A 17,883-nucleotide genomic window follows, 5' to 3' on the forward strand; every position below is an offset into this window, starting at 1 on the left:
CCCTTTCATCAGAGAGTATGACGGTTTGTTGATACTGCTCCGGCCCATATGACCGAAACCATCTTGTTTCAAACTGTTTATAACCTACTGAAAATGTGTGTTCCGATCCAGCCACCACGAGCACTGCGGCGCACTTTACCTATAAAAATTCAAATCAGACCCGGTTCAACCCTATATTGGACCTGAATTTCGCGCTAAACCAACGATAATCTGCTACGAAAAAATTTAACATTCTCAGTGTATTCTTATCAAATACCATTAATTAACAATACATTAACGAGTAAAGTGGTAGCAATTACCTGCATAAGTGGTATGGACTGAAAAAATGACTCGATTCAGCAAGCTTTCCTGACTATTCCAAAAAGCGGAATACCCACCCACATAAAACCATAAAAAATGGCTGAGACAGAGGCATTATTACATGCAATAATCGTGGACTAATCTGTTGAACATCAAGACTCCAGCACGTTTTCGTACTCATTTTGCGTAAGGCGAAGGATTATTTTTATGAAGCTGAAGAACACCATCCTGGCATCAGCCCTGTTGTCACTCACATCATTAACCGCAGTCCATGCGGCACAGGAACTGACGCCGGAGAAAGCCGCCGCGCTGAAACCGTTTGATCGGATCACCATCAATGGCCGTTTTAATGCCATTAACGAAGCCAGCAGCGCAGTATCTAAACGTGCTGATGCGATGGGTGCCGCCTCCTACTATATTCAGGGCATCAACGACACCAACGGCAACGGTGGCAACTGGAACGTGACTGCCGACCTGTATCACGCAGATGCACCGGAAGCAGTGAAGAATAAAGATCGCGTGATCAACGGCGTGCGCGAACTGACTAAATCGGAAGCCTACTCGCTGGAACCGTATGACACGGTCAGCGCCAGCGGTTTCTTCCGCAGCCAGCCGGACGTCAACGACGCCATCAGTCGTTCTGCGAAAGATAAAGGTGCGGCATCCTTCTTTATTATTCGCCAGATCGATACCAACAACGGCGGCAATCAGATGATCACCGCCTATATCTATAAAGCCGACGCGCCAAAACGTGTGGTGCAGGAGTCGTCGAATCTGATCCCTGCGGATTCCGAAGCCGGTAAAGCCGCGCTGGCCGCCGGTGGTGCCGCAGCGAAAAACGTTGAGATCCCGGGTGTCGCGTCCTCCGATACACCAAGCAAAAATGTCGGTCGTTTCTTTGAAACGCAGACCACGTCCGGTCAGCGTTACACTGTCACTCTTCCGAACGGTAAGAGCGTGCAGGAAGTGAACGCCATCACGGCAGCACAGATGCAGCCGTTTGACAGCGTAACCTTCACCGGCCACTTCAGCACCCCAACCGAAATTTCGGAAGAAGTCGGTAAACGCGCGATTGCCAAAGGTGCGAAGTACTACCACGTGACTCGCCAGTGGTCTAATCAGAGCGGCGGTAACCTGACCGTCACTGCGGACCTGTTCAAGTAATAAGCTAAAACAGTCTGCAACGCGGGCAGCCTTCGGGCTGCCCTTTTTATTGGTGAATAATCCGCTGTGATTTGTGCATAGTAAATCATTGCATCCCTCCTCCTCACTCCGTAAAATCGCCCTCCTTTTACAGGGCTATCGTTCGCACAATCGCACATTAACCCTGAGTAAAATTCACACCAATCGATTTAACTGGCTTTTTATTCTGTTTCTGGAGTCATTTTTGGACAAAAAACTAGGGCTTACCGCTCTGACCGCGCTGGTACTCAGCTCTATGCTCGGTGCAGGCGTTTTCAGCCTGCCGCAAAATATGGCAGCGGTAGCCAGTCCGGCAGCATTGCTGATCGGCTGGGGTATTACCGGCGTGGGCATTTTGCTGCTGGCCACGGCAATGCTGCTGCTGACCCGCATAAAACCAGAACTGGATGGCGGGATCTTTACCTATGCGCAGGCGGGTTTCGGTGAGCTGATTGGCTTCTGCTCCGCCTGGGGTTACTGGCTGTGCGCGGTGATCGCCAACGTGTCGTATCTGGTTATCGTTTTTTCCGCGATGAGTTTCTTTACCGATTCGCTGGGCCACATTGTATTTGGCGATGGCAATACCTGGCAGGCAATGCTGGGTGCCTCCGTGCTGCTGTGGGGTGTCCATGCCCTGGTGCTGCGCGGCGTACAGACCGCTGCCGGGATTAATCTGGCTGCCACACTCGGCAAGCTGCTGCCTTTAGGGCTGTTTGTGGTGCTGGCGATTGCCGCTTTCAACTACGATCGCTTCCGCATCGATTTCAGTGGACTGTCGCTGGGTAAACCGGTGTGGCAGCAGGTTAAAGACACCATGCTGATCACCCTGTGGGTATTTATCGGCGTTGAGGGCGCGGTGGTGGTTTCTTCCCGCGCGCGCAACAAGCGGGATGTCGGCCGCGCGACACTTCTGGCGGTGGTGGCTGCACTGTTCGTGTATCTGCTGGTGACACTACTCTCGCTCGGCGTGGTGCCGCGCGCTGAACTGGCTGACATGCGCAACCCTTCGGTCGCGGGGCTGATGACTTCGCTGATTGGCCCCTGGGGCAACCTGATTATCGTCAGCGGGCTGATAGTCTCCGTCTGCGGTGCCTATCTCAGCTGGACGATTATGGCAGCGGAAGTCCCGATGATTGCCGCCCAGCACGGGGCGTTCCCTCGTCTCCTCAGTCGGCAGAATGCACGGGGCGCACCGGCCGCGTCACTGTGGCTGACCAACGGCTGCGTTCAGCTGTGCCTGATCCTGATCTGGCTGACCGGGGCAGACTACAATACGCTGCTGACTATCGCTTCAGAGATGATTCTGGTGCCTTACTTCCTGGTAGGTGCCTATTTATTCAAGCTGGCGTATCGCAAGGGACAACCCGCCGTGACGGCAGTTGCTATCGGCGCGAGCCTTTACGGTCTGTGGCTGCTCTACGCTTCCGGGCCACTGCATTTGCTGCTGTCGGTGGTGCTTTACGCGCCGGGAATGCTGCTGTTTCTGTTCGCCCGCCGTAAGGGACAGGCCCTGACGGCGCTGAAGCCTGTCGAGAAGATGGCAATGGGAGTACTGGTCCTGGCCGCCCTTCCGGCAGCCTGGATGCTGATGCAGTAGCCGTCAGTGGGACAGCGGTGGGATGGCGATATGCAGTCGGTCGTCCTGCTGCTGGAGTTCCAGCGGACGGGCATATTCCTGACGCACGGTGATCAGCTGAGATTCTGATAGCGGATAAGGCAGAAGAATTTCAAAGCGGGCAATTTGCTGCTGTTGCGCAAGAGTTATCAGGCGAACAATATTGATTTCATCACTGACCTGAGTAGAGATAATCTGCAGCGCGAGGTCTTTGAGGCATTCCGGTGCGGCGCGAGGGGCAGCTGCCGTTTTGCGGGTAATGATGCCAAAAAACGGGATAACGCCGTAAATCGCATCAACAAAACTCCAGCGTTTCTTACAGGAAGCGGAAAGGAAATCGATATAATTTATACAGACAGGGTCATTGTGCCCTACTGCAGCCAGCTTAGTTTCTGACACCCTTCCTCCTTTTCTTTACACGTCAAAACAGCCCTTACGCTTATAATGACATACTCGACCGACATTATACTACATTCATTAGATTAACAGATGTAAGGATTCTCCGAGGCGTTTTTCCGACGATTTAGCACAGGTTAATAGGCGTTGCCCCTGAGAAAGGATAAGCTAGTGTCATCTACGGCCCGATATACCGCATCATGAATAAAATAGTATTTGTTGAAGACGACAAAGATGTAGGCGAGCTGATCGCCGCCTATCTGGGAAGACACGATATTGAGGTCATTGTGGAAAGCCGTGGAGACAGGGCTGAAGCAACGATCGCTGCCACTAACCCGGACCTTGTCATGCTGGATATTATGCTACCCGGCAAGGACGGGATGACGCTTTGCCGCGATATCCGCAGCAGCGGCGACTGGTCTGGCCCGGTTGTGCTGCTGACCTCACTCGACAGCGACATGAACCATATTCTGTCGCTGGAGATGGGCGCGAATGATTATATTCTAAAAACCACGCCGCCGGCGGTTCTGCTGGCGCGTCTTCGGCTGCATCTGCGCCAGGCCGGGAGCAAAACCCAGGGTGAAGAGATCGCTCCTGCAGTTTCCAGCCAGAAAGGCCTGCGCTTCGGCACGCTGAGCATCGATCCGGTTAACCGCCAGGTGACGCTTTCCGGTGAAATTATTGCTCTTTCCACCGCCGACTTCGATCTGCTGTGGGAGCTGGCAACCCATGCCGGCACAATTCTCAACCGCGATGCTCTGCTGAAAACCCTGCGCGGCGTCAGCTACGACGGCATGGATCGCAGCATTGACGTGGCGATTTCGCGCCTGCGTAAAAAACTGCTGGATAGCGCCACTGAGCCGTACCGGATTAAAACCATCCGTAATAAAGGCTACCTGTTCGCTCCGCACGCCTGGGATGCCCAATGAGAAAGCTGTTTATTCAGTTTTAGTGTGCGGTGATATCGCAACATGTTGAATTTAAATAATTTATAATAACTTCAGCATGTTAGCATCGAGCTAACAATGGACATTCAAGGGCAGGTACGGTCTTTTTCGTGCCCCTGATTATGTCCCTATAAGTGAAATGCCCCCAAATCTGTCCCTTTTTGCTGGCTTGATGTAAGTTTCATAACTCATGAGGCCACCCTCTTATTCGGCAGGAAAATATTTATAAACTGTCTTCACTCCCCCCCGATCACATCGACTACCTGTTGCCGGGTTGCGCCGCTCGCCAGCATTCTCTTTCCACGTTCCACCACTTCCGGCGTTATGATTCACCTACGTCTACCAACTCGGCCCTGAGCGCGTTTTTTCGACGATCAACTCATACTCCATTTCCGCCAGCGCGTTTGTGATATGAAAGAAAAGTTGCACTTAGCCGAAATGGCTACCGGAGGGCAACTTGAACCAACACAGACATGGGCTGAGGGATTTAAAATGAGCGTTTTTCCAAATCAGTCAACTAAATACGCTGCAGCCTCATAATAAGCACGAATATTCTACGGCATATAAATCAGATAGTTACACGAGAAGAATCTGCTATTTTATTAAGGTCTGGCGGCGGTTTCAACTCACTCCAGCTCCACCAATTTAGACAGGACAGTGACAGGACAGTGACAGGACAGCACCTTATTTTTCATGCAGTTAGTCACTGAGTCCGGACAGTAACCAGACTGTAAACGGACAAAAAAGGATACGTAAAGGAGCCGCGGTTCCTGAGCGATGAAAAAGCCCGCTTTTGAACTGACCCCGGAATGTTGGACACTGGATCATCGGAGTGTGGAGTGCCCTCGCCCAACTTGATATGGGTTGTCCGGGGGTCTTCCACAGAACTTTATAGTTTTGTGTTTTCATGTATTAGTCGCGACTTAATCTAACACAGCTACGGCATAGAGCTACACCTAATCTGCCAGCCACTGCTAAGCATTACCATGACATTCGTTATATTTCTGCTAATATACGAACGTTTACTCTGGCTTCTAAGTGATGCTGACATGACACAAATAACCATTCATATACTGAATGCTCAGAAAAAACTTACCGCTCACTCTGAATGGCTTCAGACCACCTTGGCCAGTACCTACGTAAAAGCCAAAAATTTGATGCCACTTCCTTCACTGGATGTGGTGGTTAAAGCCGGGAAGTTTGTTATCCTTGAAAAAGGGCATGTTGGTTTTTGCCCTGAAGCTGGAGTTGTCTATATAACTGTAGATCCTGAAAATCCAACATTTTGCAAGAATGATGCGCACTCCATTGAACGAATGTTTGCACATGAACTGCACCATGCTGTTAGATGGGCCGGGCCGGGATACGGCTCAACTTTAGGAGAAGTCATAGTCTCTGAAGGGCTTGCCGGGCATTTTTCTCTTGAACTTTTTGGTGGTGAACCTGAACCCTGGGAAATGCTCAAATCAGAACTTATTAAGCCCTACAGTCCACAATTGTTTCAAAACTGGTATAATACTGATTACGATCATAATGCTTGGTTTTTCGGAACCGGGGAGTTGCCAAGATGGCTAGGATATACCACAGGTTTCAAACTGATTTCCAGATACCTCGCAGCATTCCCGCATTTAAAGGCTTCAATGCTGGCGAATATAAATGCTGAGGAGCTAAAGACATTTATTTGAAGAGCGCACAGCCATTTTCCAGAACTATGACTGTTATCATGAGCAAAAGCAAAATGGCCCACTCATTGCGGACTGTCAGAGTTAATGGCATTCAGTTTGCGGAAACTGCCAGCTTGAATCCACCTCTTCCCTATTTCATACCGTTAAGGTATAGAATATGACACTTAGATACTATCTCAGACATTGTTTATGGGGCTTAGTCGGTTGTGGCTCTTTGGTATAAAACATTTTGACTGATTTAAACGATGGAAATATATTTCCTTCTTATGTTCCTTATATGCCTTATGTTGCAGCATACCTAGCTATTGGTGCTGTAGCATACCCGTTTGCGTATTATGCTTTAGAAGTATCAGCGCAAATGATAATGTCAAAGAGATCTTGGGATAGATTTTTTAGTGACACTGGCCCATCAAGGAACTTATTGTTATTAGCATTTATGTTTTGTATATTATTTATTGCCCCTCTCCTAACACTATATTTTCGCATATTAAAAAAGAATCAAAATAAATTACAAAGCTAAAATTAAATTTAGTTATGACCAAAAAATCCCCTAAAAAACCATTTCAGTTATTTTCATAACGTTCGCAACCTTCCTTATGCCCATTCTTACATGCCAGCCCAAACCAAGTTCTTGCTTGTCCTGTGTTGATACTGCCCCCTTCACCCCGTTCATTCATCACAGCAAGATCGAACTGTGCCTGCGCATCATTTTGAGCAGCAGCCTTTTCATACCAAACCCTCGCCTGATGAAAATCCTGACTAACGCCTTCACCATTTTCGTATATTACGCCAAGATTATATTGAGCATCGACATGACCTTGCTCTGCCGCTTTTTCAAACCATTCCTTCGCCTTTCGATAGCTCTGAGCCACGCCCTGACCGTAGTAATAAATCTGACCTAAATTATATTGAGCATTCAGCTGATTTTGAGACGAGGCTTTCTCAAACAATTCTCTGGCTTGCTGATAGTTTTGATTAACTCCCTCACCTTTGTAATAGAGCATACCAAGATTAAACTGAGCATTGGCGAAATTTTGTTCTGCTGATTTCTCATACCAGCCTTTTGCCTGCTGATAGTCCTGCTCTACACCATTAGCATTGGCATATAGAATTCCAAGAGCGAACTGCGCATCAGGGCTATTTTGAGTTGCAGCCTTTTCATACCAGCTTTTGGCCTTTCGATAATCCTGTTCTACCCCATTACCCTTTGCGTATAGAACAGCGAGATTGACCTGAGCACGCTCATCATTTTGAGCAGCAGCTTTTTCATACCACATCTTTGCCTGTTGGTAGTCTTGGCTTACCCCGAGACCATCATCATACATCTCTCCAAGCAAAAATTGCGCATCAACATCATTTTGCGCAGCGGCTTTTTGATACCATGATTTTGATTGCTGATAATCCTGATTTACCCCGAGACCAAATGCATACATCACACCGAGTTTGGCCTGCGCACGCGGATCATTTTGGGCAGCGGCTTTTTCATACCAAATCTTTGCCTGCTGATAATCAACATCCAGTATTTCTCCATACAAATACATTAGACCCAAAGCATACTGAGCTTCTACATCTCCGTTTTCACCTGCTGATTTCAGTCTTGAAAGCGTAGAATCCCTGTCACTGATAGCAGTGTAAACAATCGCAAGAAGTATAATAAGTCCTGCTATTAGCCAATATTTCATTTTTCCCATGTCACACCCAGTCCATTTAAAGACTATATAGCCTCTACAGAGATCTTTACTCAAGGCTGTCCCAGTCAGGAAGATTGTTAACTACCTTTCGCCACCAATGATAAGCAGCCATGAGAACAGCAAAGCAAATACCTGCGACTATGCTTGAGACAAATGCTACACCCGGTTGCATACCACTGTCTTTCCATGAAGAAAACCACATACAAATCCCCCATGCTGGACCAAACCATACCCCCATCCACAAAGTTATTTGCCAGAACGAAGCAAAAGGTAATGGTGGCACCTTCAGGCCAGCTTTCCATGCGAGACGTAGCAAAGGTGGGGCATAGTTACTACGCCACATCTTCTTACTTTCCATAATGGCGATTGCACGTTCCTTTTTAGCTTCAAAGCTCATACAGTTCCCTCCGGATTCACCTTTACTCAACTATCTATCGATAAAAGCCATTGTAAATGATAATAATTATCGCTTCTATGTTTATGTTCTAATAACACTCAAATAGTCATTACTTTAGATCCTCTGGTGAAACACGATCACATGTCATTTTCTCAAGTAATCTTTGTGCTCTTTTCATTCTCAACTTATGCGCTTTTTTCTCACCAATCTCCCGGTAGTATTCTTCCCGGCGCTCCGTAACAACTTGGCGGAACTTCTTCAAAAGCTGTTCCAGTATTTTGTTGTCTGTAGTAGCCGCTTCAGCTTGGATTTTTTGGTAATGATTTATCGTCAGACAGTGCCCGATAACTTTGTCATGGAGTTCCACTGATTTTGAGAACGACAGCGACTTCCTGCTCAGTCTTGCAAGGTGCTGTCTCAGATTCAGGTTGTACCCTTCAATTCGCTCTGTGTAACGCCTGCTGATGACGTGCAGCTTTCCCTTCAGCCGTGACTCATACAGCGGCTATCCGTCCGTCATCCATACCATCACGTCGAATGCCGACACCAGGCTCAGAAGACGCTCCAGCGTAGTCATGGTGCATTCACCAAAGACGTGTGCCACCACCGTTCTACGTATCCTGTCATACGCGTAAAACAACTAGCGCTGGCGGGATTTGGCCCCGACGTAGCCCCACTGTTCGTCCATTTCCGCGCAGACAATGACGTCACTGTCCGGTTGTATGCGCGAGGTTACCGACTGCGGCCGGAGTTTTTTCAGTGCCTTAAAATCGTGTCGAGGCCAACGCCCATAATGCGTGCACTGGCGCGACATCCGACACCATTCATGGCCATATCAATGATTTTCTGGTGTGTACCGGGCTGAGAGGCGGTGTAAGTGAACTGCAGTTGCCATGTTTTACGACAGTGAGAGCAGAGATAGCGCTGATGTCCGGCAGTGCTTTTGCCGTTACGCACCACGCCTTCAATAGCTGAACAGGAAGGACAGCTGATGCAAGTGGAAGCCACTGGAGCACCTCAAAAACACCATCATACACTAAATCAGTAAGATGGGAGCATTACCAAAAACGTCATAAATTAATAGAGGAATTCTGATTTATTTCTTTCATATGTGATCAATATCTTAAAATTCTAAGCACTTTCTCACTCAAATTATATTAACATATTTAGACTTCCTACTTTTAACATGCACAGTAATGGAAATCTTTTATGGATGATGCAGATTTAGCTCAAGAACTCGAAGCAGCAATTATTACAATTGCTTTGTTGAATCGACCATCCAGAATTAAAGGTTTGAATGGCAAGTGTGTATGGTGCGAAGATCAGCCTGTTGTGGCTAACACGGCGTTCTGTTCAGCCGAGTGCTGCGAGGATCACAGGAAACATACCAGAGAGCTAGAGCAAAGAGGCGGTTCTTCTCCTCCAAGAGATCGAAATTTAGAAGATTAAATGTTTTGGCACAGAATTTAAATTTGTCTGACAGGCCACTCCGCTCCATAATCGAGCGTAATAACTGCCTTAGCTAACATTGCTGAGATTTAAATGAATTATGGGGATCAAGAAGTGGGATCATTTAAAACAGTACAGAAAATCGTTATTCAGACTGTTTTGCTGACAGTTGTGGGCAGTCTGGTCGCGGGTTGCTCAGCGTTACATCCTTCCGGCTGCCATAAAACCACGGCATTAGGTAGTTGCGGTTCAGGCAAATTTGATGATCAGGATGAATGGGGGGCGCAAGCGCGGGCAATCAGGGCAGCAATAAATGCAAAACTTGATGAGCCGCAAAAATGGAAATGGAAACATTGCAGACTGCATATTGAATTTTCTCAAGATGGCACAGCTTCAAACATAAGGACCAGCAATGGCCATAAAGCCTATTGCCAAGCAATAGAATCGGCAGCTCATGAAGCCAAATTCCCTGCATTTACCAATCCGGAGGTGTATAGAGATTTTCAAAAATCCGGCTTCAATATGAGTGGTTAGCATTATGAGCTCTCCCGGTGTTAGCGACTCATTACTGTCAAACTTAAAAATCTACTGCCAGAGGAATCTATCATTTGATGTCCGAGCTACTAAATATAATCTAGTGCCGAAAACATACCAGCTTTTGCATGAATTGACAGTTAGTGTTGAAACCACGAAATGTAGTGTCTTTGAATCATTCACACTGGAATTTCATCAAACTCATACGTAGTCGTATCATTCACCACGTGTGTCAAAAAGCTGTAAATTTAGACCCACGTCGACATCAGTTCAGCTCTGAAAGCGTAAGTCAGGCAAGAATTTTTCTTTAGCAGGGCCGTGTTCAGGTTTTCCAAAGAGGCATGCAATTTTAGGGAGGAGACGGAGGGATCTGGGAAAATGGTCTGTACAACACTGCCCAGACCATAGAACGTTTATCGAGTAGTGGATGTCGTGGTTGTAGTAGTTGTTCCGGTATTAGAACCATCACCACCACCTGTAGAGGCTATCAACACACCTGCCAGAGCAGCAACTGCTCCAACTCCCAGTGCATCTGTAGCTCCCTTTGAGAGGCCAAAAGCCCCTTCACCTGCCGCCCCACCTTCTTCTGGTGCAGCCTGCACACCAGCAGCAAGCGAAGACAATACTAAAAGTAATGCAATTTTCGCCTTCATAAACCTACCTCTATGCTTCTTAACTAAAACAATCCATCCAGGAAAGTGCGATCGAAATTTAGCATATAAACTAATTAATAACAAAAAATGCCAACAAAACCGGTCTCAATTAAAGAGCTAAAAACTCCAGAAAAAATTAAACCCAAGCTAAAACCCATCCCATGATTATGAGATTTAAAAACAACTAAATTCAATTTATTCAAATAAATGAAAAAAACAAATCATCAGACCAAACGATTTAAAGAAGCCAAATAATTCCTAAAAAAACCAGAAAATGAATGCCATTTTTTTGTATTCACACCCAGAAAACATGCGGCTCAAATCGTTGGCCGGTTTTCGTCGTAAACAGACAGGATTTCCAATGTCACGCAACCCATAATGATCACGTCCTGCATAACCTCCCCTTCGATGGTATTGCCATCCTCCGTTATCAGACGACCGCTGTTAACTCTCCCCACTCCAACCTCGCCGAAAAGTTCATAGCAGACCTTGCCACCGTTCTTAGGCGCTATCGCCCGATCAACGAGATATCGCATGCCGTTGTGCTCAATTAGAGAAGTTGCTGACGGATGAGGAATAAAAAGCTCGTTAAGGTCAATCCGCGTCTCGATGTAATCCTGTGCCGGTGAGGGAAAGCCCATAATCAGATCCTCCCGTTGTTCGAGTTAAAGAAATAGAACGTCCGTCGTTCCCCCTCTTCGGTTGAGATGTCTTTAAAGCCGTGCTGGTAATTTTCGATCCAGCGATTCGCCTCTTTCAGCGACCAGTGGTGATTGAGCGCGGCGAGTTCGCGCACAAAGTCCGTTGTGCGAACAATGCGGCGGCCGCCAGGCTCATGAACGATGCTGTTTCTGAATGCAATGGGGATTTCGTAGTAGCGAGGCATGATGCCCTCCCGTAAACAGTACCTGTATATACATACAGTATTATCAATCTTGGGGAGGGGTCAAGGAGATCATTCAGGCTGGATGCTAACTGGCTGAGAAGAAGTGAATTTTTTTATGGTACTGAAATCCCCCGCGAAGTCATGATGTCCCATACGGTAGCCATGCGGGATGCCAGCGTTGCATCATCAGTCAGCTCGTTGTAGAAAAGCATCATGCCGATTGTCCCGGCACCACCGGACGCATATGCGGGGCTCAGGCTGGAAGGCTGCCCGTTCACATAGAAAGGTCCCGTCCCGGCATTACGGGCTGTTACCGCCTGAGAAGTAATCCCACCTGACCGGGTTATGCGCTCTATCAGGGTGCTGCTGTAGCGGTGCGCCTGCAGCGTCCACGCCCCGGTTGACTGCGCGACCAGTGTTGTCCCCATATCCGTCGCTCCCACGCCCAGAGAAACGGTGGCTCCTGTTGCCCGGTGGAAGATACCGTCTTTGATTGATACGGCTGTAGAGCCTGGCTTACCGTTTCCGTACAGCCATCGGTTACCACCGGCAGTGGCTGTGGCCAGATTCCAGCAAAAGATGACTGTCATCTCCGGCGTATCTGCAAACGGCAGGGTCATGACATGATCCGGGTCGTTCAGTAACACAGCGCCTGATGCGTCGAATGTTCCGTTCCAGCTGAAGTCGTTACCGCGTCCGCTGAAATCTTTCGTGCTCAGCATGTTGTACCCGGCGACCATCGTATCGGATATCAGCGCGGCAGAAGGGTTGATAAGCGGGAGGTCCGGATTGTTGATGGTGGCATCAAGCACAATTCTCATACTAACTCCGTTATTTTCAGCAGGCTGACCTGACCGACAGATGCCTGCGCTGTTGTTGTTTTCAGTTTCAGGGTGGCACTGGTCACTCCGGCGGGTACCGTAAACTCATAGCTGAAGTACAGGAAGCCTTCCGTTGATACTTTCCAGTCACGGATACCCGCCAGGTGGGTTGTCCCGGAAATCAGATACAGCTCAAACAGCGCATCGCCTGTTTTTGCGAAAAATCCAAGCTGCAGGCGGTCAGAGGGGATGAGGGTTACTGTCTTTTCAGCTTCATGCCCTGTAACTGACCATGCGTTACCCTTTATCTCACCAGACGCCGCAACGGCTGACGTGCCCGTTTTCGTTACGGTCCAGCCTGCAGGGTTTGTCCCGTCACTGTCGAGGAAAAGACAGTTCTCCAGCAGGTTGTTGCTTATGGCCGGTGACAACTGTTCGTCAGCACGCGGAGCGTACACCGGTGCTGACCACTCTTTCAGGCCGTCAGCCAGCGCGCGCCCCATGGCGCGGGCACCGAACCCGTTCGGGTGCGACACGTCCTGGTTCCAGCCGGGTGTCCAGTCTCCGTTCAGCGGGTTAACCGTGTAGCGGTGCAGGTCTGCCAGGGGCAGCCGGTATTTACGGGCGTACGCCCTGAGCCACGCATTGATTTTATGCTCCGCAATACGTTGCGTGTTGCTTGTACTGTTTCCCTGAGCAGACATTGTGCAGACGACAGGAATAATCCCCTTCTGACGTAAACGGCGAAATATTTTAAGAAACGCAGGGATTGTCACGGCCTCAACATCGATGCCCTGCACCACATCGTTTCGGCCGCACATCACCACGCAGAATGTTGTGGCAGCCTGCTCAGCTTTAGATACGTGCGTGTTAAGCACCTGAGTGACCGTATATCCTCCGGTAGCTGATATCCCTTTCAGTCGCAGGCGGCCAGCGGTCATCATCGACGCCCATGCATGCCAGGACTGATCGCGCACGCACGGTGCATATGATGTCCCGCTGTTATTCGTACCGGAATAAGCGACGCCGTAGGCGGTGATTGAATCACCGATAGCGAAGAAATCCCCTTCCAGCGGCCCCCGGTGGTTGTGCAGTGGCTCTCCTAGGTAGATTTTTTTTCCCGTCTGGCTGTCGGTGGCGAACAGCACATGCCCGGCCCTGTCCACTTCAGCGAGAAGGTAGGCATCACCATCTCCCGCGTTAACTGGCATCTCCTGCGCGGCGACAACGCCTGATGTTACCGTGTCAGCGTTGAGCGCCGGAGTTTTCACGCCGCCAGGGCAGTTGATGCGGCCCTGACTTTCTGAAAAGAGAATGCCTTTACCTTTGTTATCGGTGATTTCGAGAGGGTAAGCGGATTCAGATTCGGTTTTGAGCCCTTCCGTCCTTCTGTTAATGGCATCAGCAGTTCCCTTAACCTGTTCAACATAATACGCATTGGGCTGAGAGGTTTTATAGACAGCCACACCATCAACCTTCTGATACACGTTCCACGCGATGGTGTTCCCGCCCCCATCGGGTACAACAACCCGGAAAAACTGCAGTTCAGTAACAGCAGCCAGCCCCAGAGGCACAGTTGAGAATGTGTAATCTCCGTTATCAACGGAATTTATCACACTGTCCAGTTCAGCAAGTTTTGCCGCAGAATCCGCCTCAATGCCCATCCATGATTTTAAAGGCTCTCCCGCCCTGTCAGGAATTGACTGTTCCTGACTGTTCAAAAGCTTATCCAGCCGACTGGCATTATCTGCCAGGACTTCCGGGCTCGAACTTCCCAGCGGTGGTGTAAATGAAGCCATATTTACTCCATAAAAAAACCCGCACTTGGCGGGTTGCAGGTTAATCGATGTTGTTAAACGGTATCGCCGGGATACGTGGCGTCGTCGTGCTGATACAGCAGCGGTGTGTACTGCACGGCATTAACCGCTGTCGTGCCGTCAGAAGAGGGTTCGATCGAAGACAGCAGTGCGTCATAGCCCACCCGTTCCGACGAGCAGAACACCAGCCGTGGTGGCTCAATCGCGCCGTCATCCATTTCCCATTCATCGAGCCTGAGCGCTGCCGTTTCCGGCAGGGTCAGTGTGTAGTCATCAATACGCGTGGGCGTCAGCAGGGCTGATGCACTGCCGTCCTGGAACCGGATAAGGCAGCGCGGGTTTGTGAAGGTCCAGTCCAGCGGTTCACTGACAGTTAACGTGACCAGACCACCAGCACTCTCCACGCCAACCACCAGGCAACTGATGGTGCTGCTACCCGGTATATCGTCAGCAAGCACAATCCGATCGCCGTAGTCGTAGCAGAGTGCGTCCAGTTCGGTGCTGACCGTGTGGCCCAGCCGCTGATGCAGATACTTCATTAACCGGCGCATGCCGATGCGATATGCGCGGTCCGGGTCGGTAACGCCGTCCAGTTTGTAATCCTCAATTTTCACCGGCACAGGATTGTCACTGGTCCGGCACTGCACGGTTTCCTCGGCCCACGTTGTACCGTTGATATAGGTCACATCAACCCCGTCATAATCATCTGCCGACGGTGCGGAAAACGACGTCTGCAGTTCTTCCGTGGATTCCTGCGGGGTGATAATGCCAGTCCACGGCTTGATCCCTTCGCGACCGGCTGATGCCAGCCCGTCACTGAGCAGGAAGTATCCCATCCCGGCATTCGTGATTTTCTGCACCATATCGAGTACTGAGATGTCGTCACTGTCAGCAGAGAAGTCGAACCGTTCACCGCGTGGCGTCCAGTACTGAGCCTCAAGCGCGTTGATTGCCGCTGAGTCTATTTCCCCCTCCTCCATCCCGGCGCTTGTCAGCACATGGTGAAGGGCACCGGAGATACTGCGATTTTGCATGCCGTTACCGTACAGCCGTGTGCCGGTGATATTCACCCGACGGTCGGACTGAGCAGCGAGGCGATTGCCGGTACGTACGGTCAGCGCCATGGTGGTGATATCACGGTATCTCACCGGACGGGCTGACAGTTTCGCTCTCATCGACTGCCACTGGACAGAATCGCGCGTGGTGCCGCCCCAGACGGGCGTAATGCGCTTAATCCTGACTTCGTAGTTACCCGCAACAGGGAAAGTGATCGACTCGGTGTAGCCAATTTCGTTAACCGTATCGTTCCCGTGTTTTATTTTGAAATCGGTCCATGCCTCACTACCCGACAACCGGTACTGGACCATAATTTCGACGTCATGCCAGTGGATAGCGCCGTCTTTACTGCCGATATCGACCAGACCCTGCGGATAAACAAAGTTCAGCTCAACTTTGGTTGTTGTCTCGCTGGCCGGGCAGCAGAGAAACGGCCCCATCCACTCACTGGCGTCGTTCAGCCCGGTTACAGCAGCGTCAAGCAGAATGCGCGGAGTGAATCCCGGCCAGCTGGCATCAGTAATCACAGAGCCATCATTGTTCGTGACTAGCCGTTGCACGGTAATTGTCAGGCCGTCGATTTCGGTGATGCGGTACTGCCGCCCGCGCAGGGCCAGGGACAGACGCTGCTGGCCAACAGGCAGACCCGAAAACGCCTGCCCTGATGCGCTGCCGTAAGCAAGTGATACGCCCGGCAGTACAGCAGGCGTACCACCCGAAGATGCCACACCAGCAACAACTGCAGGATCATCGCCAAACAGCTCCACCGGCAGCAGGGAGTAACCAATACTGTTACCGCTGTAGGGGCTGTCTGTCTCACCGATGCGAATACGGGTATCAACTGCTGAAACGGACAGACCGCTGCCCGTCAGCTGGTCCTCAATCGCATCCGTCAGCCCTGCCATCGTCGTGTAGTTTGCAGACAGTGAAACGACATAACTCGCGCCTGCCCAGCTCAGTGTGAAAGATACCGGTGATTCACTGAAATCGTATGTTACCGGCGCAGCGCTGCCGGTTAGGGACGCAGCATTACCGCCAACACCGGGCACCGCTGGCGTGCCAGCGTGAAACGCCGACACATACAGATCGTAATCCGTGTTATTCCAGGTCAGTGCAACACGCAGGCCAACTGCGGGAGCCAGCTCAGTGATATCACCGTAGATAACCGATCGCCCTTCTTCACTGGCCACAGTGAAGGTTTCCGGCGCGGTCACTGTGATCACCGTGCCCTCTTTCCACGATTCAGGGATAACAGAATCATCGTCGTCATCTTCATCGCTGGACGTTCCGCCGATCATCGAAATGGCGTTGCCTGAGACGCTGACCGCATCAGTAGAGATGCTGACAGACGATGGCCCGGTTGATGCCAGGTCAAGACCAGCCGTGCCGGATGTGGTCCCACCTATCTCTGTTGAGGCATACCAGTTATCCGCGCGCGGATCGGCGCTGACATCCGCACCTGGTGGATAAATCGTAAAACTGACATCATCACCAAACGACGAAACAGGCGTGTTACCGATTTTTATGTCGCCATTGCTGATCGAAAAGTTACCCACGCCGAGCGAAAGAAACATGCTGGTTCGGTAGATTTGCGGGTTGTCTTTATCGAAACGGCTGACAGGTTGCATCAGGTAGTCCGGGAACACTCTGTAGCGGCCCAGCACTTCACGTATCGGACTCCCCAGCTTTGCCGAGTTCGCCTTCGTTGGTGACAGGTCCAGCGTATCTCCGTTAGCCGTGGAGCTGCCGTCCATCTTCATCTGCGACATCATAATCAGCGAGTAGGCTGCTGACGCTACAGCAACGGCTATCGCTGCCCACGCGGCAATCTCCAGCCCGGTGCCGTACGGAACGGGATAAATCCTCACATCGCTGTCGGCCTGCAACTGGCAGAGTGGCCACTCGCTCAACGGTACTGAAACACCATTCAGCTCAACGGCCACCGGCGAGGTGATGTCACTGCGGTACTCTTTCACGTTTTCGGCAAACCACTGGTGCAGGGTCATCGCCGGATGTTCGTGCGTTTCCAGCGGTTCACCGGGTAACCGGGAGGGGTACACTCGGATTGTCATTTCCAGAACTCCACTTTCACATACGGCCTGGAGAAACGCGCGACAGGCTGAAAGGTGACATTGCTGCCCGGATTGCATTCAGCGACATAAAGCTGGCCAGCCATGCGAATGACCACGCCGACATGCGTCACCGTGCTGCCGGAGTAGCACGCAACCCCGGCTCCCTCTTCTGGTTCACAGCGCTGCAGTGACAGCATCAGCTTTTTCGCCTCGCGGTCGAGTCCGGCTCCGTCTCTCGTCACTCCGGCAAAATCCGGCCATTCAGCTAACCCCAGGTCGCGACGCACTTCATTTACGATGCCAAAACAGTCAAGTTGCGGGAACACTCTCCCGCCCTTCAGCCAGGTGACTGAACGGTATTTATCAGGATCGAACATGGTAT

17 protein-coding genes and 2 pseudogenes are annotated in these 17,883 nt (G+C 50.3%); 6 read left to right on the plus strand and 13 right to left on the minus strand.

All coding sequences use genetic code 11. From position 1 onward, the window contains the following. Nucleotides 1-507: 507 nt before the first annotated feature. Complete coding sequence (gene ydgH, locus IBT46_RS19080) at nt 508-1,464, plus strand: DUF1471 family protein YdgH (RefSeq protein ID WP_105594655.1); 957 nt, start codon at nt 508-510, stop codon at nt 1,462-1,464. A 223-nt stretch (nt 1,465-1,687) separates the two neighbouring features. Further along, complete coding sequence (locus IBT46_RS19085) at nt 1,688-3,079, plus strand: amino acid permease (protein WP_200546938.1); 1,392 nt, start codon at nt 1,688-1,690, stop codon at nt 3,077-3,079. A gap of 3 nt (nt 3,080-3,082) precedes the next feature. On the opposite strand, the gene IBT46_RS19090 is transcribed toward IBT46_RS19085, so the two are convergent. Continuing rightward, nucleotides 3,083-3,496: a hypothetical protein gene (locus tag IBT46_RS19090; RefSeq protein ID WP_200546939.1), complete on the minus strand. Its 414-nt coding sequence runs from the start codon at nt 3,494-3,496 to the stop codon at nt 3,083-3,085. Between the two features lie 197 nt (nt 3,497-3,693). Here IBT46_RS19090 and rstA point away from each other — a divergent pair, with 197 nt between their 5' ends. Further along, complete coding sequence (gene rstA / locus IBT46_RS19095; protein ID WP_105594658.1) at nt 3,694-4,422, plus strand: two-component system response regulator RstA; 729 nt, start codon at nt 3,694-3,696, stop codon at nt 4,420-4,422. A 222-nt stretch (nt 4,423-4,644) separates the two neighbouring features. Here rstA and IBT46_RS27340 read toward each other — a convergent pair. Next, nucleotides 4,645-4,866: pseudogene (locus IBT46_RS27340) on the minus strand (helix-turn-helix domain-containing protein); the annotation flags it as partial. A 623-nt stretch (nt 4,867-5,489) separates the two neighbouring features. Between IBT46_RS27340 and IBT46_RS19100 the strand changes: the two are divergent. After that, nucleotides 5,490-6,125 (plus strand): DUF2268 domain-containing putative Zn-dependent protease, encoded by a 636-nt coding sequence (locus IBT46_RS19100; RefSeq protein ID WP_200546940.1) that lies wholly within the window; start codon nt 5,490-5,492, stop codon nt 6,123-6,125. A gap of 563 nt (nt 6,126-6,688) precedes the next feature. Here the strand turns inward: IBT46_RS19100 and IBT46_RS19105 are convergent. The 4 genes and pseudogenes from IBT46_RS19105 to IBT46_RS19115 form a co-directional block, all read right to left on the minus strand. After that, nucleotides 6,689-7,816, minus strand: coding sequence for an SEL1-like repeat protein (locus IBT46_RS19105; RefSeq protein WP_200546941.1), 1,128 nt, complete (start codon nt 7,814-7,816; stop codon nt 6,689-6,691). Nucleotides 7,817-7,862: 46 nt separating this feature from the next. Next, entirely contained in the window at nt 7,863-8,213 is a 351-nt protein-coding gene (locus IBT46_RS19110; RefSeq protein WP_200546942.1) for a DUF6404 family protein, read from the minus strand. A gap of 109 nt (nt 8,214-8,322) precedes the next feature. Beyond that, on the minus strand, nt 8,323-8,547 hold the full coding sequence (locus tag IBT46_RS27345) for a DNA-binding protein (RefSeq protein WP_234480206.1): 225 nt from the start codon (nt 8,545-8,547) through the stop codon (nt 8,323-8,325). Further along, nucleotides 8,527-9,221 (minus strand): annotated as a pseudogene (locus tag IBT46_RS19115) (IS1 family transposase); the annotation flags it as partial. The gene IBT46_RS27345 and the pseudogene IBT46_RS19115, both read right to left, overlap by 21 nt. Before the next feature lie 201 nt (nt 9,222-9,422). On the opposite strand from IBT46_RS19115, the gene IBT46_RS19120 reads away from it, so the two are divergent. Both IBT46_RS19120 and IBT46_RS19125 read left to right on the plus strand, forming a co-directional pair. Continuing rightward, nucleotides 9,423-9,662 carry a hypothetical protein gene (locus IBT46_RS19120; protein ID WP_200546943.1) on the plus strand — a complete coding sequence of 80 codons (240 nt, stop codon included), beginning with the start codon at nt 9,423-9,425 and terminating at the stop codon, nt 9,660-9,662. Between the two features lie 93 nt (nt 9,663-9,755). Next, entirely contained in the window at nt 9,756-10,196 is a 441-nt protein-coding gene (locus IBT46_RS19125; RefSeq protein WP_200546944.1) for a cell envelope integrity TolA C-terminal domain-containing protein, read from the plus strand. Nucleotides 10,197-10,609: 413 nt separating this feature from the next. Here IBT46_RS19125 and yjbE read toward each other — a convergent pair whose 3' ends face one another. The 7 genes from yjbE to IBT46_RS19160 all read right to left on the minus strand — a co-directional run bounded on the left by yjbE (nt 10,610) and on the right by IBT46_RS19160 (nt 17,878). Next, on the minus strand, nt 10,610-10,849 hold the full coding sequence (gene yjbE / locus IBT46_RS19130) for an exopolysaccharide production protein YjbE (protein WP_200546945.1): 240 nt from the start codon (nt 10,847-10,849) through the stop codon (nt 10,610-10,612). 317 nt (nt 10,850-11,166) lie between these two features. Next, a complete protein-coding gene (locus IBT46_RS19135) occupies nt 11,167-11,490 on the minus strand; it encodes a hypothetical protein (RefSeq protein ID WP_200546946.1) in 324 nt (107 codons plus the stop codon). A 2-nt stretch (nt 11,491-11,492) separates the two neighbouring features. Continuing rightward, nucleotides 11,493-11,735 (minus strand): DNA polymerase V, encoded by a 243-nt coding sequence (locus IBT46_RS19140; protein WP_200546947.1) that lies wholly within the window; start codon nt 11,733-11,735, stop codon nt 11,493-11,495. 113 nt (nt 11,736-11,848) lie between these two features. Next, nucleotides 11,849-12,556: a hypothetical protein gene (locus IBT46_RS19145; protein ID WP_200546948.1), complete on the minus strand. Its 708-nt coding sequence runs from the start codon at nt 12,554-12,556 to the stop codon at nt 11,849-11,851. Next, nucleotides 12,553-14,355: an SGNH/GDSL hydrolase family protein gene (locus tag IBT46_RS19150; RefSeq protein ID WP_200546949.1), complete on the minus strand. Its 1,803-nt coding sequence runs from the start codon at nt 14,353-14,355 to the stop codon at nt 12,553-12,555. Before IBT46_RS19150 ends, IBT46_RS19145 begins: the two co-directional genes overlap by 4 nt. A gap of 53 nt (nt 14,356-14,408) precedes the next feature. Next, entirely contained in the window at nt 14,409-17,501 is a 3,093-nt protein-coding gene (locus tag IBT46_RS19155; RefSeq protein WP_200546950.1) for a host specificity factor TipJ family phage tail protein, read from the minus strand. Then, nucleotides 17,498-17,878: a nitrite transporter gene (locus IBT46_RS19160; protein ID WP_200546951.1), complete on the minus strand. Its 381-nt coding sequence runs from the start codon at nt 17,876-17,878 to the stop codon at nt 17,498-17,500. The genes IBT46_RS19155 and IBT46_RS19160 overlap by 4 nt, the downstream gene beginning before the upstream one ends. Nucleotides 17,879-17,883 lie beyond the last annotated feature (5 nt).

The organism is Erwinia sp. S38 (genome assembly GCF_016624545.1).
Classification (GTDB): Bacteria; Pseudomonadota; Gammaproteobacteria; order Enterobacterales; family Enterobacteriaceae; genus Erwinia; species Erwinia coffeiphila.